Source organism: Pedobacter mendelii, assembly GCF_014635725.1.
GTDB lineage: Bacteria > Bacteroidota > Bacteroidia > Sphingobacteriales > Sphingobacteriaceae > Pedobacter > Pedobacter mendelii.
In genome coordinates, this window is sequence record NZ_BMDJ01000002.1 from 292,760 (window position 1) to 318,654 (window position 25,895).

Below are 25,895 nucleotides of genomic sequence, written 5' to 3' on the forward strand. Positions count from 1 at the left end.
ATCTTTTAAGGGCAGATTTTCGTTAATGATATAAAATATTTCGATGAAAGAAATCAAGGAAAAGCACGCATTTCTAATGCGCTGGACACACTGGGTAAACTTCCCGGTACTAACAGTAATGATCTGGAGTGGCTTATTTATTTATTGGGCAAATGATGCATACGGAATTTCGATTTTCGGTTTTACCCTGATCAAATTTTTTCCCGAATGGTTTTATACCTATTTTCACATCCCCCAGCGACTTGCCGAGGGTATGGCTTTCCACTTTCTTTTTATGTGGTTCTTTTTCATCAACGGACTGCTTTACATTGCTTACACTATATTTTCCGGCGCATGGCGGGAACTTGTTCCTAAAAGAAACTCATTCAAAGAAGCATGGCAAGTACTTTTGCATGACCTGCATATCAGAAAAACCATTCCGCCCCAAAAAAAATACAATGCGGCGCAAAGGATTGCCTACAGCGCAATTATTTTAATGGGTGTAGGTTCAGTAATTACTGGACTGGCAATTTATAAACCTGTACAACTTTATTGGCTTTGCTGGCTTTGCGGCGGCTATCATTTTGCAAGGATTATCCATTTTGCCTTAACCATTGGTTATGTCCTTTTCTTTGTCATACATATCCTGCAGGTGGTACTTGCCGGATGGAACAATTTCCGGTCTGTCGTCTCTGGTTTCGAGGTAATAGAAACCGAACCACAAATCCGAGATGAAAAAACACTAACAGCAAACCACGCAGAAAATGAAACCAACGGAGCAAAAGAAAATTAAAAAACCACTAACCATCGAGCAAAAAATAAAGCGAAGGAATTTTATTTCATTTGGTGCGTTCTTTGCCTTGGGTGGTGGAGCGGCAGCAGGCTGGAAATGGCTGCTTAACTCACCTGAAGAAAATGCTGGCATTACGGGAGGTACCCGGGCACCACTGAGAAGGGCGCTAAACAAGACAGAACTTTTCTTCCGTAATTTCTTTAGCAATAATCACCTGGTTAAAACCTATCCAAAAGAAAGAGCGGCAAAGACAATAAGAGTTAATAGTCTGATTGGCATTGAGGATGATGAGGATTTCGACATTAAGAATTGGAAGCTGGAAGTTAAAATCAGTCAGAGCAAATCATTAAAAATCGGTATTGAAGAAATCAAGGCATTACCAAAAACGGAAATCATTTTTGATTTTAAATGTGTTGAGGGATGGGATCAGATACAGCACTGGGCAGGTGTAAAACTGACTGATTTTTTATTGCATTACAAACTTGATGCACTTGTCGAAAAAAATTATATGGGGTTGGAAACCCCAAATGGGGAGTATTATATCGGGCTTGAGAGGGATAGCGTACTTCATCCCCAAACAATTTTGGCTTACGAGATGAATGGAAAACCGATAACCAATGATCATGGCGCACCTTTAAGGTTAATTATTCCGGTAAAATACGGCATCAAAAACCTTAAAAGAATCGGTGTAATGTCTTTCAGCGACCAGCGTCCAAGAGATTATTGGGCGGAACAAGGATATGACTACTATTCGGGTTTATAAAAAATGGGGAATAAAAAATTCCCCAGGTAATTAGATTTTATCTTTGAATTCAGGCTTTATCAAAGCATTCATGCTTTTCCTGAGCTTTAAGACTTTAGGCATTGAAACACCTTGAATATAGCCATTGTTAGGATTTAGCCTGTAATAGCCTTGGTGGTAATTTTCTGCAGGATAAAATATTTTAAAGGGGACAACCTGCGTTACGATTTTATCGTTATAATGATGACCGGCATTTACCTTAGCCATTACTTCTTCCAATATCTTCTTTTCTTCAGCGTTACGGTAAAATGCAACTGAGCGATAATCTTCTCCTTCATCTGGCCCCTGCCTGTTCAGTGTCGTTGGATCATGGGCATAAAAAAATGCCTCGGTGAGCTGGCTATAGCTGATTACCTCAGGGTTATAATAAACCTCGACAGACTCTGCATGACCTGTATTATCTGAACATACCTCTTCATAGGTCGGATTTTTTACAGTTCCCCCTGAATAGCCGGATACTACTTTATCCACGCCTTTCAATTCGCTCATACCTTCGGCCAGTGCCCAGAAACATCCGCCTGCAAAAGTTGCCACTTTCTCATTTGCCTTTGGTTTGGGTAAATCCGCGAAGGCCTGCTGATTCTTTTTCGTTTGTGCGTCCGTGCATGATCCAAAGAAAACCAATGCAACCAGACATAATTTATATATTTTCATGATTCTCCAATTATTTTGATGGAATAAACTTCAACGCATAAGAATTCATGCAGTAACGCTGCCCGGTGGGTTGTGGCCCATCATCAAATACATGCCCCAAATGGAGGCCTGTGCTTGCCTCTACAACTTCATCTCTAACCATGCCGTCTGATGTATCGCTTACAATTTTAATTGCTTTGGCATCAATGGGCTTAAAAAAACTAGGCCAGCCTGTGCCTGATTCAAATTTAGTGTCCGAACTGAATAGTGGTTTTCCAGTAGCGGCACTAACATAAATCCCTTTTTTGTGGTTATTCCAAAAGGGGTTTTTATATGGCGTTTCCGTTCCACTGTTCACCATGATGTCGTAGGCCTGCGCAGAGAGTACCTGCTTCCAATAAGCTGCTGTTTTTGCCTGTGGATATTTTTTAATATCTCTTGATAATGCTTCTTTATCTGAGGATTTATTCTGACCACAGGCATTAAATGCCAGCCCCAGGAATAGTATGCTTAATAATTTTAAATTTCTCATATCTTTTTGTCGTTAAATAATTTAAATCCTTACAAAAGCCGGAGGAATATTTTATCTAAGCGGCTCAGGTAATTTCATTTACGCATAAAATACCCGGCTGGTTCTTCATCGGATTGTAAGAGCCTGTTTAAATTTATATTGTGAAAATGTTTATCGCTTATTTTTTGAGCGAAACAAGCCAAATGTTGCAGAGATAGTCAACCTATCTCGAAATATTTAACGATGTTGCAGCCGAAAAGAAGTATAAGCAAATTATTAGATAAATTTTAAACAGGCTCTCAGTATAAAAACAGAAAGAATTGTTCCTTTCTCCTCCTATGGCGCACGTGCTTATGACTAAAAATATATTAAAAAACTAATTATTAATAGAATATCAATTGGCCTTTGAAACCAAAAGCTATTACCATTTAAGCACAAGCGAGACGCTTGCGCTAGATGGGACGAGATACATGTCTAAATGATTCATAAATACCTACTTGCCAAACTCCAAAACTTTAAAAGTGCCAGAAATCATTTTAGGTCGCTGTCCTTCAACAGCACTTTTTTCAAAGTTTGCTGTTGGCAGAAAAAGGTGATGTGTAAGCTTATCAAGCACAACAGTCCTCGCTCCTGGTTCAGATTTAACGGTTTTTTCTACCACAAACTTATCTGCTGATACTTCTCGCACTACGGTAATTGTTCCCTCTCCGTTAGAGGCATAGGCAAGCTTTGTTGCTGCATCGAAAACTACACCGTCTGCACCATCGCCAATTGGTAATTTGGCAATATGCTTACCCGTTTTCGCATCCAAAACAAGCATAACCTTATTCGAACAAACGGTAAATAATCTAGAAGTGGCTCGGTCAATAGCCAATCCAGACGGCTCTTCACCACCAGTGAGCTTGTATCGAGTCGTTATTTTAAAGGTTTTGCTATTAAAACAAACAATTTCATTGATGTCTTCAATGTTTACATAAATTTTTCCTTTTCCATCAGACACACCGGCCTCTGGTTTTCCACCTAGTGAAATAGTTGCTACAACTTTATCTGTTTGCGGGTCGATAACAGTGGCATCATGACTTTTTCCGTTGAATACAAATACCTTCTTACTATAATCATCATAAAATATTGCATCAGGGTTCTCCCCAACATTTATTTGAGACCTAACGGTAAGGTTTTTTAAATCGAAAACAGTGCAGGTTGCAGATTTGCCATTTGTGATATATCCTTTACCCAAAGCATTTACAATGGCAATTCCATGTACCCCCGGCGTATTATGGATAACGCCAACCGAATCACCGGTGCTTTTATTCAAAACATTTACCTGACTTCCGTGAGAAACAAACAGATTGTTATTTTTCTCATCGATAGTTAAATAATCCCATCCACCGCTAGCCCCAATAATATGTGTAGCCAATAAACGAAGGCCCATTTTCTTTTGTGCATTTACGGAAAGGCCAGCTGCCAACATAAAAACCATAGTTAAAATTTTCTTTTTCATCTTATTTTTTGAGTTGAATTTTTAAAGAATTTTCTGAATAAAACTTACGGATAAAACTTGGTAGCGCAATGAGCAACAATGGTAATGCAACAATAAACCCACCAATTACAGCAATGGCCAATGGCTGGTGAAGCTGTGCCCCGGCACCAATACCTAATGCTAATGGCATCAATGCAATAATCGCCCCAAGCGCTGTCATCAATTTAGGCCTTAAACGTGTTGAAATGGCAAAAGTGATGGCATCATCTACATCCTTATCGTGCAAAGATTCCTTAAATTGTAAAAACGTAAAAATTGCATTTTCACCAATAATGCCAACAATCATAATCAGACCAGTATAGCTTCCAACATTTAGTGGGGTGCCTGTTATAAAAAGCGCAAAATAACTACCTGATATCCCCAGAACAGAAATCATCAGGATTAAAAAGGCAATTTTGAAATCCTTGAAAAGAAATAATATAACACTAAAAACAAGCAAACTGGATGCGATAAGGATGGTTAACAGTTCAGAAAACGATTGCTGCTGTTCTTTATATTCGCCACCATATTCTATATGATAACCTGATGGGAGGTTTACTTTTGATTTAACCGCTGTTTGAATATCTTTCATCACACCTCCCAAATCTCTGTTATCTAACCTTGCTGTAATTGCGCCAATGGTTTGAAGACTTTCCCGCTCCACTTCGGCACTACCTAATTTAAGCTCAACTTTAGCAAGGCTTTGAATTGGAATTGCAATGCCATCGGGCAAAAAAATCTTCATTCTTGAAATATCAGAAATACTAAATTTCCTGCTGCCCGGATAAACCATTCTTATTGGAGAAAGCTGTTGCTTATCGTACAAATCGCCTATAACATTTCCCTGCATGGCAGTTTGAACCTGCAACTGAAACGATGCTGGTGTTATGCCATATTGGGCCAGCATTGCAAAATTTGGCTGAACATTTACAGTAGGTCCAGAAAGTACAATACCATCAAAAACATCGGCCGTTCCGCTCACTTTAGAAACCAGTTCGGCCACCTGCCTAGAGAGTGCCTGCAGTTTTTGTTGATCATTACCAAAGATCTTAATTTCTATAGGCTGTGTAGAACTCATTAAATCGCCTAACATATCGCCAATAACCTGACCAAAATCCACTTTAAGTGCAGGTTGAGTGCCTTCAATATAAGTTCTGATATCCGAGATAACCTCATCTGTACTTTTTGTTCGGTTAGGTTTTAGCTGAATGAGGTAATCGCCTGTATTTGGCTCGGTAATAAAAAAACCCATTTGAGTACCCGTTCTTCTGGAATAAGCCTGAACATCGGGAATCTTAACAATTTCCTTTTCCACTTCCCTTAGCATTCTGTCGGTTTCCTCAAGCGAGGTTCCCGGAGGTGATGCATAATCCAAAACAATACTGCCTTCATCCATTTCAGGTAAAAATCCTGTTTGTAAATGCGGAAAAACGACTGCAATGGAGGCCATTAACATCAGTATAAAAATAAAGCTGATGTATGGACGTACGATGAAGTAACGCACCCAGTTTTGAGACTTAACTTCATGAAAAGCCGACCTATTGCCCGATGTGTTGTTGTATGAATCTTTAGTTAAAAGCAAATAAATAACTGGCAGACCAATCCAGGTTACAAAAAAGGAACATACCAGGGTAATTATCATCGTATTGGTCATCACCTGAAAGTAAGAACCGGCAACACCAGTCATGAGCACAAAGGGTATAAAAATTACGATGGTACTTATGGATGAGCCAAGCATTGCAGGAAAAAGATAATGAATAGCCCGTCCAAGTAAAGGAGCGGTTGGTTCATCGGGATGTTCTTCGTGTGTACGATGAATTTGTTCTACAACCACAATTGCATCGTCAATTAAGAGTCCGATTGCTGCAGCTATCGCACCCAAAGTCATAATATTTAAAGAGTAGCCGATAAAGTAAAGCACAATTACGGTTAAACACAGCGTAACCGGTATTGTAATGAGTATAGTTACACTAGCTTTAAGTGAACGAAGAAATATAATGGCCACAATAATGGCTAAAGCCAAACCAATCCATAAACTATCACCAACACTTTTTATTGATTCGTTAACAAAATCGGCTTGCACATAATAGGGTCTAATGGCGATGCCTGGTGGAAGAATATTTTTAAGCCGATTAACTTTCGCTGCCATTTGGCTAGAAAGATCAACCAGGTTTGCATTGGGTTGCTTGATAACAGCAATTAGAATTCCATCTTTTCCGTTAGCATTTATTCTGGTATATTCAACACTTTGTTGTATACTAACCTTTGCAATATCACTAATCTTTATGGTGCGGTTTCCCTTTCTGGCCAATACCAATTCTTCGAGGTCGCCTTTGGTTTTTACGGTTGCATCGGTAACTGAAAGATACAGGTAATTATGGTCTGCTAAATAACCATTTGATTTAATAAAATTGGTTTGAGAAAGCGCATTGCTAATTTGGTCAGGCGATATGCCCAATGTTTGCATCTTCTGCACATCCAGTTCCAGCCAAAATTCCTTATTTTTCCCTCCGATTATACGAATTTCAGACACACCGGAAACCTGAGAAAGAAAGGGCTTTACGGTATAAGTAGCGATTTTTTTCAGTGCTGCAGAGGAATAGTTATGACTTTCTAAACTATATCCGCTGACAGGCAAAATCGATGGATTCATCTTCTCAACTGAGATGTTTACCCCGGCAGGAAGGCTTGCAATTATTTTAGCAATCTGAGATTCTATCTGCTGCTGAGATAAGTTGATATCCGCTCCCGGATTCATGAATGCAGATAATTCGCAACTGCCCCTGCTGGTTGTACTTCGAACCAACTGCAGATTTGGAACCTGTTTTACAGCATTTTCTAAAGGACGGGTTACCGTAACCACCATTTTATCTACTGGCTGCAGTTCTGCATCTGCTATGATTTTAATCTTGGGAAAAGTGATTTCAGGAAATAGCCCTGTTTTCAACTGCTGAAAAGAATAAACACCGCCAACAATGATGATAACCAGCACCGCCAGAATTGGATTTTTATGGGAAATAAAATAGTTTTTCATTGCTATTTCTCAATTTTTACCTTAGCGGTGTCTGCAAGTCCATAATTTCCGGAAGTGATAATTCTATCGGTTTTTGAAAATTTAGGGCTCAACACTTCTGTTATATTATTGTTCTCAATACCTTTTTTGACGTTAATCTTTACTGCTGTAGAATCATTAATGAGTGTCATCACCCAGAATTCATCCTCAGTTTCGTTAGCAAGTACCGCCGATTTGGGTAGCACTTGAGCATTGGTATGACTTACCTTGCTCAACCTAACCTTGCCAATCAATCCCTCCGGAATATCTTTTCCCGAGGGCACTTTAATAATGTAACGCTGCGTTTGAGCCAGAGAATCAACGGAGGGCATGGTACCGGAAATGGAACCTGGTAAGGCGGTTCCATCAGGTAATAGTACCGTTAAGTTTCCATTTTGCCTGATGATGTTATTCAGCTCATAAGGCAAATCCAAAAGAAAAACCAGACTGTTTCTGTTGCTGATTATTGCTAAAGCCTCTCCATCCTGCACGTAATCTCCTTTCTGATGATTAACCTGAACAACAATCCCTCCCTTTGCTGCCCGAATAGTTGAAATACCCGAAAACTTAAACCCTGGGTCGAGACTATTTACCGTATTACCAATCGACCTGGCCTCTTTTGTAATCAGAGAAAAAAGATTTTGGCCACTAATAACTTTTTGACCGGTTTCTACACTGGTTTTTTCGATATAACCATTGATGTTTGCTTTAACAAAGCTTTTCTCTAAATAAGCCGATACTGCTGAAAGTTCAACATACTCCGATAGTGAACTATCAGCTATATGCGTTACCTGAACAGGCGTAACGGTGGATGGAGTATCTTCCGTAGTTTCTGGCTCGGGGCTATTGCAGGATGAAAGTGATATTAAAGTAGTCAGGATACCATAAATCAATTTTGGGTGTTTCTTCATTATCGGTTCCAATAATTGTATTGATTGATAAGCTTTAAGCGGTTAATGGTGATTTGCCTGAACAAGTTTTGGGCAGACATGTAGTTATTTATGGCAATTATAAAATCCGCAATACGTAAATCTCCCGTATGCATTAGTTTGGCATCTACATCAATTAATCCTTTGCTAAACCTTATCTGTTCATTAATTTTTCCAAAAAAGGCATCTGTTTGGGCAATTTGCTGGCGGATAAGATTGAGTTGTTGCTGCTGTTGCTTGCTAAAAAAACCACGATAATTGTTTATCGTTTCAGATGCCAGGCTGAGTTTGCTGTACTGCATTTTTTTCTGATTTCCATCATAAATCGGAACAGAAAAAGTAAGGCCGGCACTTGTACCAAAGTTTTTATAAGGCTGAAGTACCAGTGATGAGCTGTACCCTCCATTTACATATACACCTAACTTGGGCTTGTAATTAAGATCTAAGTAACTCTTCTGGTTGTCGTTTCTAAGACTGTCAAGTTCAAATTTTCGTTTGAAAAAACTCATTTCGATAATTAGTCTGTCAGATTTGAGTTTCGGCTCCTCAAGGCGAACTATAGCAGTATCCTTAATTCCCGATAGATAGTTGAGGACAGCCAAGTCGTTTTTAAACTGCAATTCCCCTTGAATCAGGGCAAGTTCTTGTTGCCTGAATGTTACCAAAAAAGCTAAGTATTCTGATTGTTTATAGATATTGCTTCTTGTTAAAGTTTTGAGCAAAGCTTCCTCCTTTCGCAATAAGCGAACTACTTCACTGTTAAAATCGACCTGATCCTGACTGGCAAAAGCAATAATATATTGGTCGGCAATAGAGCGGTTCAAATCGAAAGTAAACATTTGAGCAGCATACTTAATAGAGTCACTTTGCAGCTTTACGCTTTTCAACTGATTATTTATGCGTTTTTTATTCAATAAATCATAGTTTAAATTTAGCAATGCATCTAACGATTGGCCATTGCTAAGGACTTCATCATATCCATAGCCGCGAATAATGGGTGCGTAAAGCCCATTCAATGTCCCGGTAATCTGCGGCTTTGCTGTCGCCCGGGCAATAAGACTATCAATACCAGCAGATTTAAGTTGATTCTCTAAATCCTTAAGCACTGGACTTGATATTTTGGCCTCGTTAAGATAAAAATCAAGATTTTTAATTCTCTCCTGTGCTTTTACAAAAACAGAAGAACAGAAGAGTGCAAAAAGAAGAAAATATTTAAATTTCATTTTCATTTGCTAAAAATTAATTCAGGCCAGATAAAGCTTTTATGATTTTGTTGTAAGCTGTAATTAAATTGAATACTCAGTTCTGCAAAACCAGCTTTTCAGAATTTTGCCCTGAACAGATTTTATAGCTTCCCTGAAAGCATCAAGCCCGATGCACCCGGTTGATAAAAAGGCATCAAAGTAAATTTGCTATCCTTTTTCTTATTAAAAATCTGTTTCATATAAGGATAAACCAGGTAAGCAATTTTTGTTGAGGCAATTCCAAATCCGGCACCAGCCACCACATCACTAAACCAATGTTTATTATTGTACATTCGGAGTGTACCGGTTGCGGTTGCAACAAAATAGCCTGCATAGCCAATCCAGGGATTTACATCTTTGTACTCCTGATGCAAAAATTCTGCAGCCATAAAAGCAGAAGCAGTATGCCCCGAAGGAAAAGAATTTTCGTCATTTCCGTTAGGTCTTTCCCTGCCCACACCTTGCTTAACAAAATGAGTAGATACCCCCATAATCGCCGCAGAGGTTACGTAAAGCATAGTTGCATCGAAGAGATTGTGTTTTCCTTTTATCCCGGAAAGATTTAATGCATACACCGCTGCCGCAGGCGCAAACTGCAGGTAATCATCTACATGCGCTGCAAAGAGTGGATGATCTTCCTGCAGTTCAGCCTTAGTGCTCAAGTCAAGCTGTTTGAGTGCACCCTTATCATAAACTGCAGCAAAACCATAGCCCATAAGAACTGCCGGGGCAATAAATGTTGCCACTTTAAATTTCGTTTTTGGTACAGGATTACCTGTGTACCACTTACCCAGCGAATCTGATGTAATGATATTTTTTAAAGAGTCTGCATTTTGGGCAAATGAAGAAAGTGTTGCCGCGATAAACAGCAACATTAAGTTTATTGACTTCGCCATACTAAGGTTTTATAGCATTTCCATTCGCATCAAACAACAGATCTTTACCTTTTACTTCAGCCTCGTAATTTACTTTACCATCGGCCTTGGTAATTTTTGCTACTTCGGAAATTTTCATGCCTTTGAGTTTAGCCAACACAGCTGCAGGAAGTTCGCTTGATTGAATCGAAACCTCTGTTTCTAGTAGAGAGCCGGCTGTAGAATAAACCTCGGAAGTTTCTTTGCCGTTTAGGTTAAAACCAGCCTCGAAATTTGTTTTCTCCATTTCCCAGTTTGCTTTAACACCGGGATGATTTTTAACGAAAGTCGTTTTAACTGCAGACGGCACTTTTCCTATTGATAATTTCTGCGCCATTGTTATGGTAAGTGTACCACACATCAATAAAAAAATTCCTAAAAGCTTTTTCATAGTCTTTATTTTTAATCAAAACTATAATGCAATTATGTAGTAATTCTGTAGTTGAGTAACATAACATATATTTCCCTCACACTTAATTTTATAGAAAATAGCTAACGGACACGCCATTTAAGCATGGCTATACTTTACATCTCCTCCTGCCATAGAACCTGCTGTCCTTATGCCGTGAAATATTCGTACACCTGCAACATCCATTCCGATGAGCTTCCTTTTGCAAAGAGCCAGGTCGGGATTATGGTAATCGGTACTGTTGGCCATTCGCCTGGAAAAGTCATCAAGATCACTGAACCATAATATCCTTAATCTATAACTATTATCTTGGCGGTATACCAATACAATTAGATTTTTCTCCTTTGCTATCCATTTACCTAGTATACAGTATGCCGGTAAAATACGTTCAGCTTTAACTGCAGGACCAATAAAAAAGAAAAAGAAAATAAATAATAAACCTTTGCTAAAAACTGCCTTTTCTACAGGAATGATTTTTCAGGGTTAATAAATTGGCTTGTTAGATTTCTTTTGAAAGGGACGATGGTAATCTTTGCATAAATAAATGAGAAATTTTCTTATCGCCCTGTTGTTTCTTTTAATAATAATCGGTGGCAGCTGCTGAACCGAGCTAAAATACCGCATAAGCTTTTTAGGGATGACGTAATCCATTCCAAGATCCTTAAAATCGGGGTCTGAATCGATGAAGATTGCATCCTGTCCGCTTAATTTATTCAGGTCAGTTCCCAAAAAATCAAATTCCAGTGCAGGCTCTCCAAGCACATTCTGTCCATATATAAAACTTTTACTATATAAATTCAGTTCAGCTGAGGTCTTATACCCATCTGCTGAAAACACAAAATCTGCATGCTGCTCCTTTTTGATAATCAATACCTTTTCGGAAAGTTCTCCCCACCCTATCCAGGTGTCATCTGATCTTACAGGAAAAAGATAAAACACAACCTCTACAATCAGCACTAAGTGAACGATTATAGAAAGTACTATTTGCCATTTAAACCATTTTTCATTTAAATAGTTATTCGCCCAGAGTATTCCGGAAATATAGGCTGGCATCATCCAGTTGATCTTGATCCAGTAAATAGGCGAGATCAAAAGAAACAGCAGAAAAACCGGCAGAAAAAAACTAAGTAGAAAAAGATCATTTTCAGGCAGTTCAACAGTTTTTTTACGGTATTTTTTCACAAGTGAGACCAGGCCGTAGAAAAGGGTGATATAAAGTATCGGCATTAATAGCGCAAGCTGATGGCCAAGTAGTCCAAATATGAATCTGGGCTTTATTGAAAATGCTGATATTTGTCCAATGCGCTCCCCCCCCTGAAAGACAAAGGAAGCAAATTGATTCTGAAAATTCCAGATAATGACAGGCGCAGAAAATAGGATCATAATTATACAGGAAAGCCATGGCCAAACCGTAGCAAGAAGTCTGCGATGAAAAGCGGATAGCACCAAAAATGACAATAATCCAAAGGGTAGGAAAACGGCAGTATACTTACTGTCAAATGCCAGCCCCATGGCAATCCCGCCAAATATCCAGTAAATCTTTTTATCAAGCTTTATAGCCCTGTAAAGTGTAAAAAGCGACAGTGTCCAGAAAAAAATTAGGGGTGTATCGGGTGTAGAAACCAGGGACAGTATGCTAACCATGAGCGTAGACAACAGAATTATTGTTGAGCGGATCGCTTGCCCTTTGGAATAAAATTCGAGGGCAAGCTTATAGAAAAGCAAAACAGTTCCTATGGTTAGGATTGAATCCCCTAGTTTTATCGCCAAAACATTAGAACCAAAAAGCCATGTGAAAAACCCCAAAAGGACTGCAATTGCAGGTGGATGATCGAAATATGAAAGCGATGGATGCTGACTGTAGAGGTAATAATAGGCATCCTGAGGCATTGGTCCCAATATAAATATTGATAGAATGCGGATGAAAACAATAACTGCTATCGCATATAACAGTAAACTTTCAGGTAAATACCTTTTTTGTATTTCCATAGCATTAGATTAAGTTTAATCCATTGGGTAGCACCATAAACAAATCTAAGGTAACATTCTGTAGAAATTCAGAAGTTGTAGCAACAAAGCATTAAAAATCGCCACATTGCTGGTGCAAGTGTGCCGCGTGTACATTTACTTCAACTAAACCATCTAAATACTCAATTTCAATTAATTCTTTACTCCATTATAATCTACGGCTAATTCTATATTTTTTCTTTTCATGCATTCATTATTTGCACGCGGCACGCATGCGCCAGCGATGAGAACTACTTGTATCTGAAGAACTGGCGAAAACTTTGTTGGCTGTAACGATAACCTACTTTTTGCGTCTTAAAGCTAAAATCATTAATGGAAAAGCTCACATCGGGAAACTTTTTTGGCAATACCGATCAAACCATCAGAATAGATGGGCTAATCATCACCAACACAGAATATACACATGAATTCGTCGATTGGCACTATCATGATAATGCTTACTTTACTTTCCTAATCGCTGGCAAGGTTTCCGAAATAAATAAAAATGATCAACATAAGTGCGTTCCGGGCACCTTACTTTTCCATAATTGCCAAGAACTGCATTACAATGTGAAGCCTAAAGGCTATACTAGAGGAATGCATCTGGAATTGTCTCCGAAATGGCTATCAGAATTCGCTGGTAAAAATATGGTTGAAGGTAGCCTTGAAGTAATTAATCCCTTGGTAAAATCGCTTTTCCATCAAATCTTAATTTCTACTAGAAATCCCGATGATACTTCGCCACTATCCCTTCATTCACTTGCACTTAGTGCAGTTGATAGGCTTTTTGGTCTTTCGGATTATCGCAAATACAAACAACCTCCAGTATGGATTGATAAACTCACCCAAATGCTTAATGACAGTCCTCAATCAAGTCATTCTTTGAAATCTTTGTCAAGTGCAATTGGCATACACCCGGTTCATCTATCCAGATATTTTCCAAAATATTTTGGATGTAACCTTGGAGCGTACATCAGGAGCATCAGAGTTTGCCGTGCAGCCGCAGAACTCCATGCAGGAAAAAAATCAGCCACACAGATTGCTTTTGAATGTGGCTTTTACGACCAGACCCATCTTATACGTTGTTTCAAAGAAGCGTTTCGATTTACCCCGCACCAATATCAGCATTATCTAAAGTGAAAATGAGATGATTTGTTAGATGTTAATTCTGTACTATTTTTTAGCATGCAAAAAAGCTAACCTTGTCGGGTAATATTTCCTTATGAAACAATTTTTATTTTTAACCGTATTTACCGCATCCATCAGCCTTTGCTTTACCGCAAACGCTCAATTAAAAACCCTGGAATTTTTTGATCATCGGCCTAATTTAACTGATACCTTATCAAAAAATTCCGCAATTGCGAGTTATAATATTGGGAGTAATCAAGACCTTTACCTAAAGCTCAATACCGGAAACTCACTTGCTGAAGAACTCGAAAAGCTGGCACCCGGCCTTCCCATAGATTCTGCATTAAAAATCGGAAATTTTCGGTTTTCTTTTTTGATAGACGGTAAACCCGTTTACAAGGAAGATTTACATCCTGGTGCCATTCTCTTAGAGGATAAAATGGTTGGAAAGCCGCTTTCGGTAGTCCTAATCAGCGGGAACAGATCAGGGCTGTGGAGCCTGAATATGTGGGATCGATTTATGATCAATTCGGGTATAAGTTTGTTCGGACAGGCACCAAAAAAACTGACCATACAAATCGGGGTCTATATCGATTCGGGACATAGAGTATACTCTCCAATTTTGCTAGGAGCCGATATTATCGTAACCAGAATCCTTCCTCCCATTGATGCAAAGTTAATTAGACCCCAACCAATTAAGCCAGAAAGCGGTTGGCCATTATATTCAGGTAAGTATAATCAGGAATTGATCGTACAGCTTAACACAAAAATCCTCGATCAATCATATAAAAAAATCAATTCGATTGTTGTGGTTAAAAAGGGAGCCTTATTATTGGAAGAGTATTTTAATGGATCTTCCAGAGAAAGCCTTCACGATCCACGCTCAGTTAGCAAATCCTTTACGGGCACTTTGCTCGGCTTGGCCATTAGAGATGGATACCTTAAATCCGAGCAGCAGAAATTGGGTGAGTTTTATAACTTAGAGCAATTCGAACATCCATCAGCGAAAAAAGATAGTGTAAAGCTAATTGATCTCTTAACAATGAGCGCTGCTTTTGATGGAAATGATGATGTGATGGAATCTCCCGGTAATGAAGAGCATATGTATCCTACTGCCGATTACGTCAAATTTGCGCTGGATCTGCCCATGGCAGTAGATAAGCAGAATGGAAAACAATGGTCTTATTTCACTGTTGGTACAATGCTTCTTGGAGACATTATGGATAAGGTAATACCAGGTGGTTTGGAACCCTATGCGAAAAAGAAATTATTTGATCCATTGGGAATTGACTCGCTCCAATGGGCAAGAACACCAATGGGCAAGCCATTCACCGGTGGAGGCTTACGGCTAAAAGCACTAGATTTTGCCAAATTCGGGCAACTTTACTGCAATGGAGGCCTCTGGAAAGGTGAACAAATCGTTCCAAAATCGTGGGTAAACAAATCGTTCCGCCATTTGCAAAACCTTCCTGCGGATAGGCCAGGTTTTTATGGGTTTCTTTTCTGGAATAAGATCTTTAAAATTAATGGTGAAAATCTGGAAGCCTGGTACAGCTCCGGAAATGGCGGTAATAAGATTTACATCTTTAAGCAGATAGACCTGGTAGTAGTGGTTAACGCATCAGCCTACGGAACTTCGTTTGCCCATCAACAAGCAGATCAGATATTGGAAAAATATATTCTTCCGGCAGTATTAAACACCTCACCTGCAGTAAATTAAATTCCAAGCTATGAGTAAAAGACCAGAATCCTTAAACATTTTTGAAACTAAAAACAGAATGACTACAAAACGCTATTTTTTTATCCTGATATTTATTTTAATCAGTAACGCTATTTTTTCGCAAACCAAGCAAGATAGCATAGAAATAAGGCAGTCAGCAATCGATTATATCGAATCGCAACACAAACCAAACCCTGCACAAATGGAACATGCCCTTCATCCCAGAATGGTAAAGAGAACATTTTGGAAAGATAAGGCAACAGGAAAAGACTACATTCGGGAAACCACAACAGAATCTATGGTTTTGCTGGCCGAAAGCTATAATAAAAACAATGATAAATTTCCTCCTTCGCCTAAGAAAGAAGTAAAATTGCTTGATGTTTCTGAACGAACCGCTTCTGTAAAATTAATTGCTGACCAATGGATAGACTACCTGCACATTGTTAAACTAAATGGATCCTGGAAAATTATCAATGTACTGTGGCAATTTAAAGACACAAGCCAACATTGATTTAACAGGCGAAAGCGTAAATGTTTTATAAAGAGAACATATTACCCCGTTCTATCTGTATTTTTTTAAAAAAAAATTATAAAATTGTCTCCATTGAGCAGTTTCGTGGTTACCGTATGCGAAATTCCGGTTCTATTAGCGAATTTGTAACATCTCGAATTTTCTACTATGGCAGTTTTTTAACAGGCAATCCTTTAAGAAATACTGTTCGAAATAATGTGATTACCAACTGGTTTTTCTATTCTATTTATTCATACCCCCCCGATCCTAATTTTTTTTCCATTAATGCTTAGCTTTTTAGCCAAAGCTAACTTCTGTCAAATCTGGAAACAATGGACAAAAAATAGACACAAAAACTATTCACCATTCAAAATCTAAACCAAGTCCTAAATCAGCCTATTCAACAACTAACGTGGCAATCGAATGCGGCAAGCTGGTGGTTGTGGCTGCCTGACCTTTTATCCATAGACTATACTTAATTTTTTCATCTGATTGATTCATCACAACGACAATAAGTTTTCCATCTGTATTCAAAAAAGAGGTTGTTTGCAATAAGTCACGACTGGATGCTGTGGCAATTCTTCTAGCTCCGGGACGAATGAATTTTGAAAAATGCCCCATGTAATAGTATGCATTGGTGTAGATTAGTTTATCCTTCTTGGTATCGGCATGAACCGGGGCAAAACAAAAATTCCCTACATGGTTTGGTCCACCGTTTTCATCTAAAAGAATATTCCAGTCCGTCCATGCTACAGTTCCGGCATTGAAGTCATTGATCATCGAATAGCCATAGCGCTCACCTAAAGTCCAATCATCTACCTTTTTTACATCATACTTCTCTTTACATCCCTCTGTAAAAATTAGCGCCTTATCCGGAAAGGCTTCATGTGTTTGCCGAACATTTCCAAACTGCATGTCACTTCCGGTCCAGGTTTCATACCAGTGGAAGCCAATACCCCAAACGTATTTCGCAGCATCTTTATCATTTAAAATGGTAGTTGCTCTTTGAAAGATTTGATCGCGGTTATGATCCCAGGCAATCAATTTCTTAGAAGATAGACCTGATTTTTGCAGTGTAGGACCTAAGAAGTTTTTTATAAAATCACGCTCTTCTTCTGCTGTGTAAACACAGGATTCCCATCTCTGTTTAGCCATCGGCTCGTTTTGAACCGATAGACCCCAAACTGGAATACCCATCGCTTCGTAAGTTTTAATAAATTTAACATAATGATTCGCCCAACTCTGGCGATATTCGGGTAATAAGTGCCCTCCATTAATCAGACTGTTATTGTCCTTCATCCAGGCAGGTGGCGACCAAGGACTTACATATAATGATAATTTACCCCCGGCAGCCGCAGTTGCCATTTTAATTAAGGGAATTTTAAACTCCTTATCGTGAGCAACGCTAAAGGTTTTTAAATCTTTGTCATTATCCTGCACATAAGTATAGCTTCCGCTGGAGAAATCACAGCTCGCAATATTTGTACGGGCCAAGGTGTAACCTATACCTTTATCTTTATCGTAATAGGCAGTAAGCAATTCTTGTTGGTTTTTCTTGGAAAGTTTGGCAAAGGTTTCTGCAGAGGCATCAGTCAATGCTCCGCCGATGCCTACCAAAGTTTGATATCTGATGTTCGGATCTACGAAAATTGTTGGTTCCGTTTCAAAGGGCTGTCTATTTTCTACGAAACTTAATGTTTCAGTTTTGCTAATGCGATAGTCAGATTTGTTAGCTGTGGTGTAAACTACAACTTTTTTATTTCCAATCACATATCCCTGAGGGGATTTACTGGTTACTGCTGCAGTTTTTTTGTTCTGTGCCATTGCAGCAAATGTGGTCGCAAAAACCAATAGGAGACTTATATTTTTTTTCATTGTGCGTTAAATGTTTATATGCTTAATGTATTTCTTGATAATGTATGTGTTGGGGTATCATTTCTTGTCGCATTGCAACCAAAAATAGTAAGCACAATCCGGCGAAAGCCAATAGCTTCCTCATATTACTTACTCCTCAAAAGCGCTTCAAGATAATAATAATCAGCATAATTTATAGGCACATCAATTTCTGATTTTGCCGGAAGATGCCCGGTACTATGCTCCAGAATAAAGCCAAAGTTATCACCAATTGTACTGGTATATTTTGTGTTGAGGTTGTATAAAATTTTATCAGCTGCAGCTTTATACTTTTTTCCATTTTCACTATATTTTGCGAGCTCATAAAGTGCAGAAGCGGTGATTGCTGCAGCGGAAGCATCTCTAGGAACATTTGGAATACCAGGGTCGTTGTAATCCCAATACGGAATACCGTCTGCCGGTGTAATTTTATTGTTTAATATGAAACCTGCTATTCCATCTGCCTGAGATAAGTATTTATTGTTTTTTGTTTCGCGAAAACATAGTGTGTATCCATATAAGGCCCAAGCCTGTCCACGGGCCCATGCCGATTCGTTTGCATAACCCTGTGCAGTTATTTTCTGAAGTATATTCCCAGCCTTAAGTGTATCATAATCAACTACGTGATAAGAACTAAAATCTGTTCGGAAGTGGTTTTTAATAGTATTATCTGCATGAGAAACCGCTATTTTATAAAAGGATGAATCACCCGTCATTTTGGTCGCTTCAAACAGCAATTCAAGATTCATCATATTATCAATAATTACCGGATATTTCCATTTATCACCATTATGATCCCATGATTTTAGCACACCTGCAGTTTTGTTAAATCTGGTAGAAAGCGATTTAGCCGCCTGAATGATAACTGCTTTGTAGGCAGTATCTTTTGTTAAGCGATAGCCATTTCCAAACGGGCAGTAAATCATAAAACCCAAATCGTGAGTACCGCGATTGTATTGTTCTTTCTTGATATCTGCAGTATATTTTTTGGCAAGATTAAGCCACTTTTTATCTTTTGTGTATTCATAAAAATACCACAGTTCTGCCGGAAAAAACCCACTTGTCCAATCTCTTGAAACCACCATTTTAAACTGTCCTTTTTCAACGGTTCTTGGAGATACTAGGTTGGGTTTTAACAAACGGGCTGAATCAACATTTTTAACCAAAACATCAGTTTGTTTTGCTGCTGCAGCAAAAGCTTCTTTAACGTTAACTTTTTGAGCATTTGCTGAGCCAGCTAATACCATACAACATAACGTTATCTTAATTTTTAAATTCATATTTATAACCATATTAAAGGGTTGCGAATGGGTAAATTCCTAATGACTTCTTCTACTTGAGGTGCATGGTCTAGTTTTTCCCAGGTGGAATACCATTCATGCTGATTGAACTGAACTGCTCCAAAAATTAAAAAGGGCTGTGCAACAGGCCAGTTTTCCCAATACATTACATCAGCTTTTAAAGGCCATTTATTTTTATCTGAAATATAAGGATAAAGATAATCCAAACCTTTTCTAATTGATTTTCCATCTGCTGTTTCAAATTTCCATAAATTATCTTTAGGCGTAGATAAAATCTGGCAAAGCATTGTCATGGCATCCAGATTAAAGATGGAATATCCATAGGGTTTCGTTCTGACTGTTTCCAATGGAAAACTTCCATCTGTACCCATTTGATTGGGCAATAAGATGGTTTTATAGCTAATGCGCAACGAATCCAGCATAGCCTCGTTTTTACATAATTTAGCGAAAGATGCCACTTGCATCGCCCAGCATGTGGCATGATTATTTTTAACTGTTTTTTCCTGTATGCCTGGTTTTGAAGTGTTCAGCCAAATTATATAATCGGCAAACCATTTCTTAATTCCTTTTAAGCTTGCTTTATCAAATGCTTTTGCGTTTTCCATCACCAGAGCTCCTTGCGCAACCTCCATTAAATGAATGGTATCGATAATACCATAATTACGTCCGGTAAATTTGCCTTTTACCGCTTGAGCGAAAAGTAGGTTTGGATTCATCAACGTTTCAGGATTGATAAACAAGGCCTGAAAATGTTTTAGGGCATGTTTAACATATTTTTCATCAGCTGTAATTTTATACGCAGAAACTAATGCACCGATGATTTTACTGAAACGAATCATAGCCTTCCTATGCGCAACAAAATTATCCGGGTTTGTTAATCCATCTCGGTTGATGTAGGGTCCATCCGGATTTTTGGGGTCGGGCCAGAAGTAATCTGCTTCCGAAAAAAAATCATGTTTGCCACCAGCACTTCTAGGCGAAGATGATGCCGTAATGGTAATAGGCTCTTGTTCCATTGCCCATTTTGCCTGGTTTAAAATTTGCTTTGTAAGTAAAATGCTCGCTTTCTTTTTGAAATCTGCAGGTACATTTTCCAAATCTATAATGGTATTAGAAAATGAACTTAATGCTAGATAAAAAAAAGTTGAGATTAAAATTATTGATATCTTTTTCATGATCTACAAGGTTATGAAAACAGTTGGAATGCCGTCAGATTTTACAGAAGCTACACTTTTGCCTTTATTTAATTTTACTTTGATAATTGCCCTGCCATTGTAAGCCTGCACTTTCCTCGATCCGGAAGATGTTCCCAAATCATCAATTAATTTCCCATCACCCATTAAACCAAAATTTATCCAGTTTATTGCATCAAGGCACTGTATGCCAGCTTCATCAAAAAGCTTAACCTCCAGGGTTGCAACATCTGCCTCCTCATTTATTTTAGTTAAGGTCATTTTAGTGGGTTTAGTCCATTTCTCTGTTTGATAGTTAAATCTTATTTCATCGGTTACTATAACCTTACCTTTTTTAGCTATTACTTTAACTGTATTTTCTCCTTTAAGAAAAGGAAGGTTCCAACGTAAACCCGCAGCGGGAAAATCCTGGCTGTTTCTTTTCTTTATCCCAAAGCTTTTTCCGTTCAGAAATATTTCTGCTTCCGTACAGTTAGCATAAACTTTTACCATTTTTTCCTCTCCCTCATCACCCCAGCGTACTGGCCAGCTATGTCCATAAATATGAACCATTGGTTTATCAGTCCAATACGATTGAAAAACATAATAAGCCTCCTTTTTAGTGAAATCTCTTTCTACAACTCCTTTTTGGTTCATGTAAGGCACTGGATTATCAGGACGAACAGGTGTAGAAAAATCTTTGAATGGCCAGTATGCCGAGCCACTTAGCCAAGGCATATTTTCCTGTTCTTTAAGGTGCCAATCAATTAAATTGGTGATGTAGGATTCACTCCAATCGCCATCTTTGGATATTCTTGCGGCACCTCCAAATAATGAAGCGTCACCTGCCCGCTCATCAGCGCTGTCACCTATTTTAATTTTACTTAGGGCTTTATCAGGATTTTCTGAATGGCGCATGGCATGGCTATCCCCTCCCCATTCCACATGTAAAAAGCGTTTAACCTTTGAAAATTCATCTTCAGAAACCTTTTTATAATCGGTATAGGCACCACGGTACCAACCCGCCCAGATGGATGGAGAATATACATCAACGATATCGGCACAAAAATCGCATCGCCGGATTGCAGTGTACCTGGATGAATCCAATTTATGGGAGCGTCCATTAAGTTCTTTCATAAACGTTCTGATTTTTTCTTTATCAAATTCAGCAAAATCTCCCGGCCAATCGTTTTCGTTTCCCAAGCCCCAGATAATAATGGAAGGATGGTTATAATGTTGGTCAATCATGTTTGTAAGCATGTTTCTGGTTTGTTGTTTATAAGTTTCACCACCTAAGCCACCCCGACACCATGGGATTTCTTCCCAAACCAAAATGCCCAAACTATCGCAAAGGTTTAACACAATTCTCGATTGCTGATAATGCCCCAATCGGATAAAATTCACGCCCATATCCTTCATCATCTGCATCTCCGTGCGAATCATTTCCTCGCTCATTGCTGCCGCAACGCCTGCATGGTCTTCGTGCCGATGAGTACCACGCAAAAGCAAACGATTTCCATTTAGATTGAAAGGACCTTTCTCTACAAAATTGATATTTCTAAAACCTATTTTATCTTCACTCTTATAACTGCCTGTGGATGAAACGAGATCATATTGCAAGCGATACTGTAAGGGTTTATCGGTCGACCATAATAGCGGTTTACTGACTTCCAAGCTCCATAACTCCGTATCGCCATTTAAATTGTTAATCTTTTTTTCCTGCTGTGCAACAACCTTTCCTTTTGGGTCGATTAATTTAAGATGGATAGTAGCATTTTTTAAGCCTGTAGGATTGTAAAATCTTCCGCTCACATTTAATTTACCCAATTTTCCCTGCGCATCCACTTCGGCTTTAGCAAACATTTTATCTACTGATAATGGTGGTACATAAACCAGATTTAAATAGCGGTAAATCCCTCCATAAACATTAAAATCAGATAAATCTGAAGGAATCATTTCCAAATCTCTTGAATTATCCGTACGGATAGAAACCGGCACTTGCCCTTTAAACTGCTTTTGGTAAACTTCCTCTTTTTGAAATGCGGCAACCGCATCTGTAATGTCAACTGTCCATTCATCGTAACCACCTACATGAGTTGCAACTTTTGTAGTATATACATAAACTTCTGTTTTTTGACCAGCCCCTTCGAAATGCAAAATGGTTCTACCATTTTGATAAGGATTCTCGATTTTGAGCTTGGTGCGGTACCAGGCGGGTCCTTGATAATAATTCACATCAGGATCTACCGCATCTGTAGCATTAACGCAATGTGGTAAATTTACATTTTCCCATAATGGAACGGATTCAGGATTACCCAATCCTACAGGACGGACAGCTTCCCAGATACCTCCTAAATCCTGTTTAAGAAATTCCCAACCAGCATTTAACCGGATTGATTTTTGTGCAAATGCGATATTGGATGACAGCAAGAAACTAAGAACAAGAAGATATTTGGCTATTTTTTTCATACCTAAAAATAAATAAATTGCATTTTTTTTGCTGGCTGGCAATGCATAAACCATCTAATCAATTGGATTCCAAAAAGCTTAAATTTACTAGTAAACCTTTTTCAGCTGAATAGCATTTAATATAGGTTTTCCCTCAATTGCATTAAAATCAATCGTAATTCCTTTTCCACTGGTTACAGTAATCCTTGTTTTCTTTTGAACTGCTCTGGTGTAACCAAAATCTTCCGCCAGGTTAATATTTTCCATAAAGGGTGTTTCATTAATGCTCACGCTGAAAACTCTGTTTTCTACCGCTTCGGTTTTATGATTGTTATCCAGGTTGTAAGCCAGAGCTTCTTTAGTCTCTCCACCAACCAATTCAGCGAAGTGAAGTGATATATCATATTCGCCATCCGGAACATCAAATTTAAATTGCTTAATGCCAACCTGCTGTGTTTGGTAAACCGGATCATTTTCGGTTCCTAGTATGTTTTTGTCGCTCCCGTAACTGATTCTGTTATTTGTACCTTTAAAAGGTTCTCCACCGACATATCCCCAGGATCCTTTTTTATAGATCTGATCTGGCATCCAAATTTCATGCGTTTGATTATCAATATAATATCGTTTAGCACCTAAAAGGACATTCATATCTTTAAATGGAATCTGATCACTAAACTGAAATGGCTGCAATTGAAAATGAATATCTGCCTGATCACTCTGGTCACCAGAAACAACTCTAATCTGGTTTATGCCATCTGCAAACGGCACTTTCCATTCAATAATGTGATCTAACGCTTCTTTTACGCCCAAGCTTTTTCCATTCAAATACAATTCAGCCGACTTCAAATTGGTAGCCACCTGTATATTCTGCATACTCAGCAATTTTCCAGAATCGGCTAAGGCAGTTCGTTCTTTCCATTGCGATGAAGCAATTTTTAAATATGGTTTTTGGAGTAAATAACCCTGGTATAAAAAGTACGTATCTTTAGGCTGACGTGCAATGGTAAGCAAACCTTTATTGTTGATATGAGGCATGGTTTCTTCGCGGGTTTCCGAATTAAAATCTGCTAAATTCCAGGCCATCCCTCCGGCTACAAATGGCCTGCTTAACATGGCGTTTAAATAAACCTGATGAAATTTCAGCGCATATTCAACGCTTTTATCAAAGCGAACCGGCTGGTTTGTTCTAATCCGGGGATCAGCATCTGCGCCGTATTCAGTAACCATAAAAGGCGTATTTGGAAGTTCTTTATGGTGTTTGTCTAAAAATTTAGCAAAATCTTCAGGTGCGCCGGAGTACCAGCCTGAATATAAATTCCAGCCAACAATCATTGGGATTTTAGTTAAACCAACTTTGTTATAAATATCCCATGCCCCATGGTTTATCAGTAAAGTATAACGAGATGGGTCTAGTTTCCTTGTCAAACTATCCAGCTTTTGGGCGAGTTCTCGAACGTGATCAAAATAAATCTGCTGTCGGGGTTTATCATTTGAAAACTTCAGACGCAGCAAAATTTCGTTCATATATGCCCAGATGACCACACTGGGGTGGTTGAAATTCTGGGCGATCATCTCTGTTTGCATGTTCAAACAGTTGTTGGTGAAGGCTTCGGATTCGGTAATGGTATTAACAACCGGAATTTCTACTGAGGCTAAAATACCCAGTCTGTCGCAAGCTTCCAGAATCAGCGGATCCTGAGGATAGTGTGCTACCCGTAAAAAATTCCCTCCCATGGCTTTTAGCAATTCTACATCCTTTATCTGAAGTGCATCAGGTGTAGCATTACCTAAATTATCATAATCCTGGTGGCGACTAGCGCCCATTAGCTTCATTGATTCGCCATTCAGGAAAAAACCTTCATTTGCATCGAATCTGAACCAGCGAAAACCTAAGGGATTAGAAACCTGATCGATTACTTCACTTGTTTTAACATCAACAATCTTGGTTACAACCCGATACAAGTAAGGATTTTTTGGCGACCAAAGGGAAGGATTTTTAATAGACTTTATATCCTGAACAATAGATTTTTTTTCTCCTCTTATCAGTGATATTGTTGATGACCCTGATGTTACCTGTCCTCCGTTTGCATTATAGATGCTATTGATTATTTTAATCTTCTTATCAAAAGAGGATGAATTTTCTACAACACTATTCACCCGAACACTTGCTGATAAGGCTGAAACCGCTGGGGTGGTGATGAAAATCCCTGAGCTTCCATTTTCTTTTTGAGAAAAATGAATGGGACTAGTAATAAGCAAACTTACATTTCGATAGATTCCACCAAAAAAGGTAAAATCGGCAGTTAGTGGAGGAATATCTTCGTTAAAACGGTTATTCACCCTTACTTCTACCAAATCCTCTTTATAATTTAGAAATGCAGAAATCGGAACGATAAATTTAGTGTAGCTCCCAATGTGTTTCCCGGCAGATTTACCATTGATGAACACTTCAGATTCTTGCGCAACGCCATTAAAAACCAGAAAGACTGCTCTTTCTTTTACCGAATCATCAAGTTTTAATTTTCTCTTGTAAACACCAACACCACGGTAATATCCAGGAACATCATCCAACACATCTTTGTCATTCCAGGTATGCGGCAGGATAATTTTTTCTATTTGAGCATCTGGTTTTTGAAATTCCCATTGGTCATTTAAACTTATAGTTTCCCTTCCTGTGCGCTGTGCAGCACAATTGTAACCAGAAATAATGACTAACCATATCCATAAAAGTGATTTGTGCTTCAACATATTTTTATTCGTATCCTTTAATCTAATTATTTTTATCTTGTTCAAACTTCATGTTGCCAGCCTGGGCTGCTTGCAGTTCAACATCTCAAGTTTCACCCTTCTTAATTAATCAGATCCCGTTCTATCTTATTTTTTTATTAATAGTCGGCATTTCATCCGACTTATTGTTTTTCTATGATTTT

Annotated in this window: 20 protein-coding genes; 5 read left to right on the forward strand and 15 right to left on the reverse strand. The window is 38.5% G+C overall.

Going from position 1 to position 25,895, the window contains the following annotated elements:
- The first annotated feature begins 43 nt into the window (after window positions 1–43).
- Complete coding sequence (locus IEV50_RS04685; protein ID WP_188412087.1) at window positions 44–772, forward strand: cytochrome b/b6 domain-containing protein; 729 nt, start codon at window positions 44–46, stop codon at window positions 770–772.
- On the forward strand, window positions 744–1,535 hold the full coding sequence (locus IEV50_RS04690) for a molybdopterin-dependent oxidoreductase (protein ID WP_188412088.1): 792 nt from the start codon (window positions 744–746) through the stop codon (window positions 1,533–1,535). Before IEV50_RS04685 ends, IEV50_RS04690 begins: the two co-directional genes overlap by 29 nt.
- Window positions 1,536–1,565: 30 nt before the next feature.
- Here IEV50_RS04690 and msrA read toward each other — a convergent pair whose 3' ends face one another.
- The 10 genes from msrA to IEV50_RS04740 form a co-directional block, all read right to left on the reverse strand.
- Window positions 1,566–2,228, reverse strand: coding sequence for a peptide-methionine (S)-S-oxide reductase MsrA (gene msrA / locus IEV50_RS04695; protein ID WP_188412089.1), 663 nt, complete (start codon window positions 2,226–2,228; stop codon window positions 1,566–1,568).
- Window positions 2,229–2,238: 10 nt separating this feature from the next.
- Window positions 2,239–2,739 (reverse strand): peptide-methionine (R)-S-oxide reductase MsrB, encoded by a 501-nt coding sequence (gene msrB, locus IEV50_RS04700; protein WP_188412090.1) that lies wholly within the window; start codon window positions 2,737–2,739, stop codon window positions 2,239–2,241.
- Window positions 2,740–3,211: 472 nt separating this feature from the next.
- Complete coding sequence (locus IEV50_RS04705) at window positions 3,212–4,219, reverse strand: YncE family protein (protein ID WP_188412091.1); 1,008 nt, start codon at window positions 4,217–4,219, stop codon at window positions 3,212–3,214.
- A gap of 1 nt (window position 4,220) precedes the next feature.
- Window positions 4,221–7,271: an efflux RND transporter permease subunit gene (locus IEV50_RS04710; protein ID WP_188412092.1), complete on the reverse strand. Its 3,051-nt coding sequence runs from the start codon at window positions 7,269–7,271 to the stop codon at window positions 4,221–4,223.
- A 2-nt stretch (window positions 7,272–7,273) separates the two neighbouring features.
- On the reverse strand, window positions 7,274–8,200 hold the full coding sequence (locus IEV50_RS04715) for an RND family efflux transporter (RefSeq protein ID WP_188412093.1): 927 nt from the start codon (window positions 8,198–8,200) through the stop codon (window positions 7,274–7,276).
- Window positions 8,200–9,447 (reverse strand): TolC family protein, encoded by a 1,248-nt coding sequence (locus IEV50_RS04720; protein ID WP_188412094.1) that lies wholly within the window; start codon window positions 9,445–9,447, stop codon window positions 8,200–8,202. The genes IEV50_RS04715 and IEV50_RS04720 overlap by 1 nt, the downstream gene beginning before the upstream one ends.
- Before the next feature lie 116 nt (window positions 9,448–9,563).
- Window positions 9,564–10,358 carry a phosphatase PAP2 family protein gene (locus tag IEV50_RS04725; RefSeq protein ID WP_229746628.1) on the reverse strand — a complete coding sequence of 265 codons (795 nt, stop codon included), beginning with the start codon at window positions 10,356–10,358 and terminating at the stop codon, window positions 9,564–9,566.
- A 1-nt stretch (window position 10,359) separates the two neighbouring features.
- Window positions 10,360–10,767 carry a hypothetical protein gene (locus IEV50_RS04730; protein ID WP_188412095.1) on the reverse strand — a complete coding sequence of 136 codons (408 nt, stop codon included), beginning with the start codon at window positions 10,765–10,767 and terminating at the stop codon, window positions 10,360–10,362.
- A 117-nt stretch (window positions 10,768–10,884) separates the two neighbouring features.
- Window positions 10,885–11,034 carry a hypothetical protein gene (locus tag IEV50_RS04735; RefSeq protein ID WP_188412096.1) on the reverse strand — a complete coding sequence of 50 codons (150 nt, stop codon included), beginning with the start codon at window positions 11,032–11,034 and terminating at the stop codon, window positions 10,885–10,887.
- Window positions 11,035–11,268: 234 nt separating this feature from the next.
- The gene (locus IEV50_RS04740; RefSeq protein ID WP_188412097.1) at window positions 11,269–12,774 is read right to left on the reverse strand and encodes an ArnT family glycosyltransferase; all 1,506 of its coding nucleotides are present in this window, start codon (window positions 12,772–12,774) and stop codon (window positions 11,269–11,271) included.
- A gap of 351 nt (window positions 12,775–13,125) precedes the next feature.
- Here IEV50_RS04740 and IEV50_RS04745 point away from each other — a divergent pair, with 351 nt between their 5' ends.
- The 3 genes from IEV50_RS04745 to IEV50_RS04755 all read left to right on the forward strand — a co-directional run bounded on the left by IEV50_RS04745 (window position 13,126) and on the right by IEV50_RS04755 (window position 16,151).
- The gene (locus tag IEV50_RS04745) at window positions 13,126–13,932 is read left to right on the forward strand and encodes an AraC family transcriptional regulator (RefSeq protein WP_188412098.1); all 807 of its coding nucleotides are present in this window, start codon (window positions 13,126–13,128) and stop codon (window positions 13,930–13,932) included.
- An 82-nt stretch (window positions 13,933–14,014) separates the two neighbouring features.
- Window positions 14,015–15,640 (forward strand): serine hydrolase domain-containing protein, encoded by a 1,626-nt coding sequence (locus IEV50_RS04750; RefSeq protein WP_188412099.1) that lies wholly within the window; start codon window positions 14,015–14,017, stop codon window positions 15,638–15,640.
- A gap of 10 nt (window positions 15,641–15,650) precedes the next feature.
- Window positions 15,651–16,151: a nuclear transport factor 2 family protein gene (locus IEV50_RS04755; RefSeq protein WP_229746629.1), complete on the forward strand. Its 501-nt coding sequence runs from the start codon at window positions 15,651–15,653 to the stop codon at window positions 16,149–16,151.
- 396 nt (window positions 16,152–16,547) lie between these two features.
- Here IEV50_RS04755 and IEV50_RS04760 read toward each other — a convergent pair whose 3' ends face one another.
- The 5 genes from IEV50_RS04760 to IEV50_RS04780 form a co-directional block, all read right to left on the reverse strand.
- On the reverse strand, window positions 16,548–18,026 hold the full coding sequence (locus IEV50_RS04760) for a glycoside hydrolase family 30 protein (RefSeq protein ID WP_188412100.1): 1,479 nt from the start codon (window positions 18,024–18,026) through the stop codon (window positions 16,548–16,550).
- Window positions 18,027–18,151: 125 nt separating this feature from the next.
- Window positions 18,152–19,324 (reverse strand): glycoside hydrolase family 88 protein, encoded by a 1,173-nt coding sequence (locus IEV50_RS04765; protein WP_229746630.1) that lies wholly within the window; start codon window positions 19,322–19,324, stop codon window positions 18,152–18,154.
- 2 nt (window positions 19,325–19,326) lie between these two features.
- Entirely contained in the window at window positions 19,327–20,520 is a 1,194-nt protein-coding gene (locus tag IEV50_RS04770; protein ID WP_188412101.1) for an alginate lyase family protein, read from the reverse strand.
- 3 nt (window positions 20,521–20,523) lie between these two features.
- Window positions 20,524–22,986 (reverse strand): glycoside hydrolase family 2 TIM barrel-domain containing protein, encoded by a 2,463-nt coding sequence (locus tag IEV50_RS04775; protein WP_188412102.1) that lies wholly within the window; start codon window positions 22,984–22,986, stop codon window positions 20,524–20,526.
- Between the two features lie 87 nt (window positions 22,987–23,073).
- The gene (locus IEV50_RS04780) at window positions 23,074–25,713 is read right to left on the reverse strand and encodes a glycoside hydrolase family 2 TIM barrel-domain containing protein (protein WP_188412103.1); all 2,640 of its coding nucleotides are present in this window, start codon (window positions 25,711–25,713) and stop codon (window positions 23,074–23,076) included.
- Window positions 25,714–25,895: the final 182 nt, after the last annotated feature.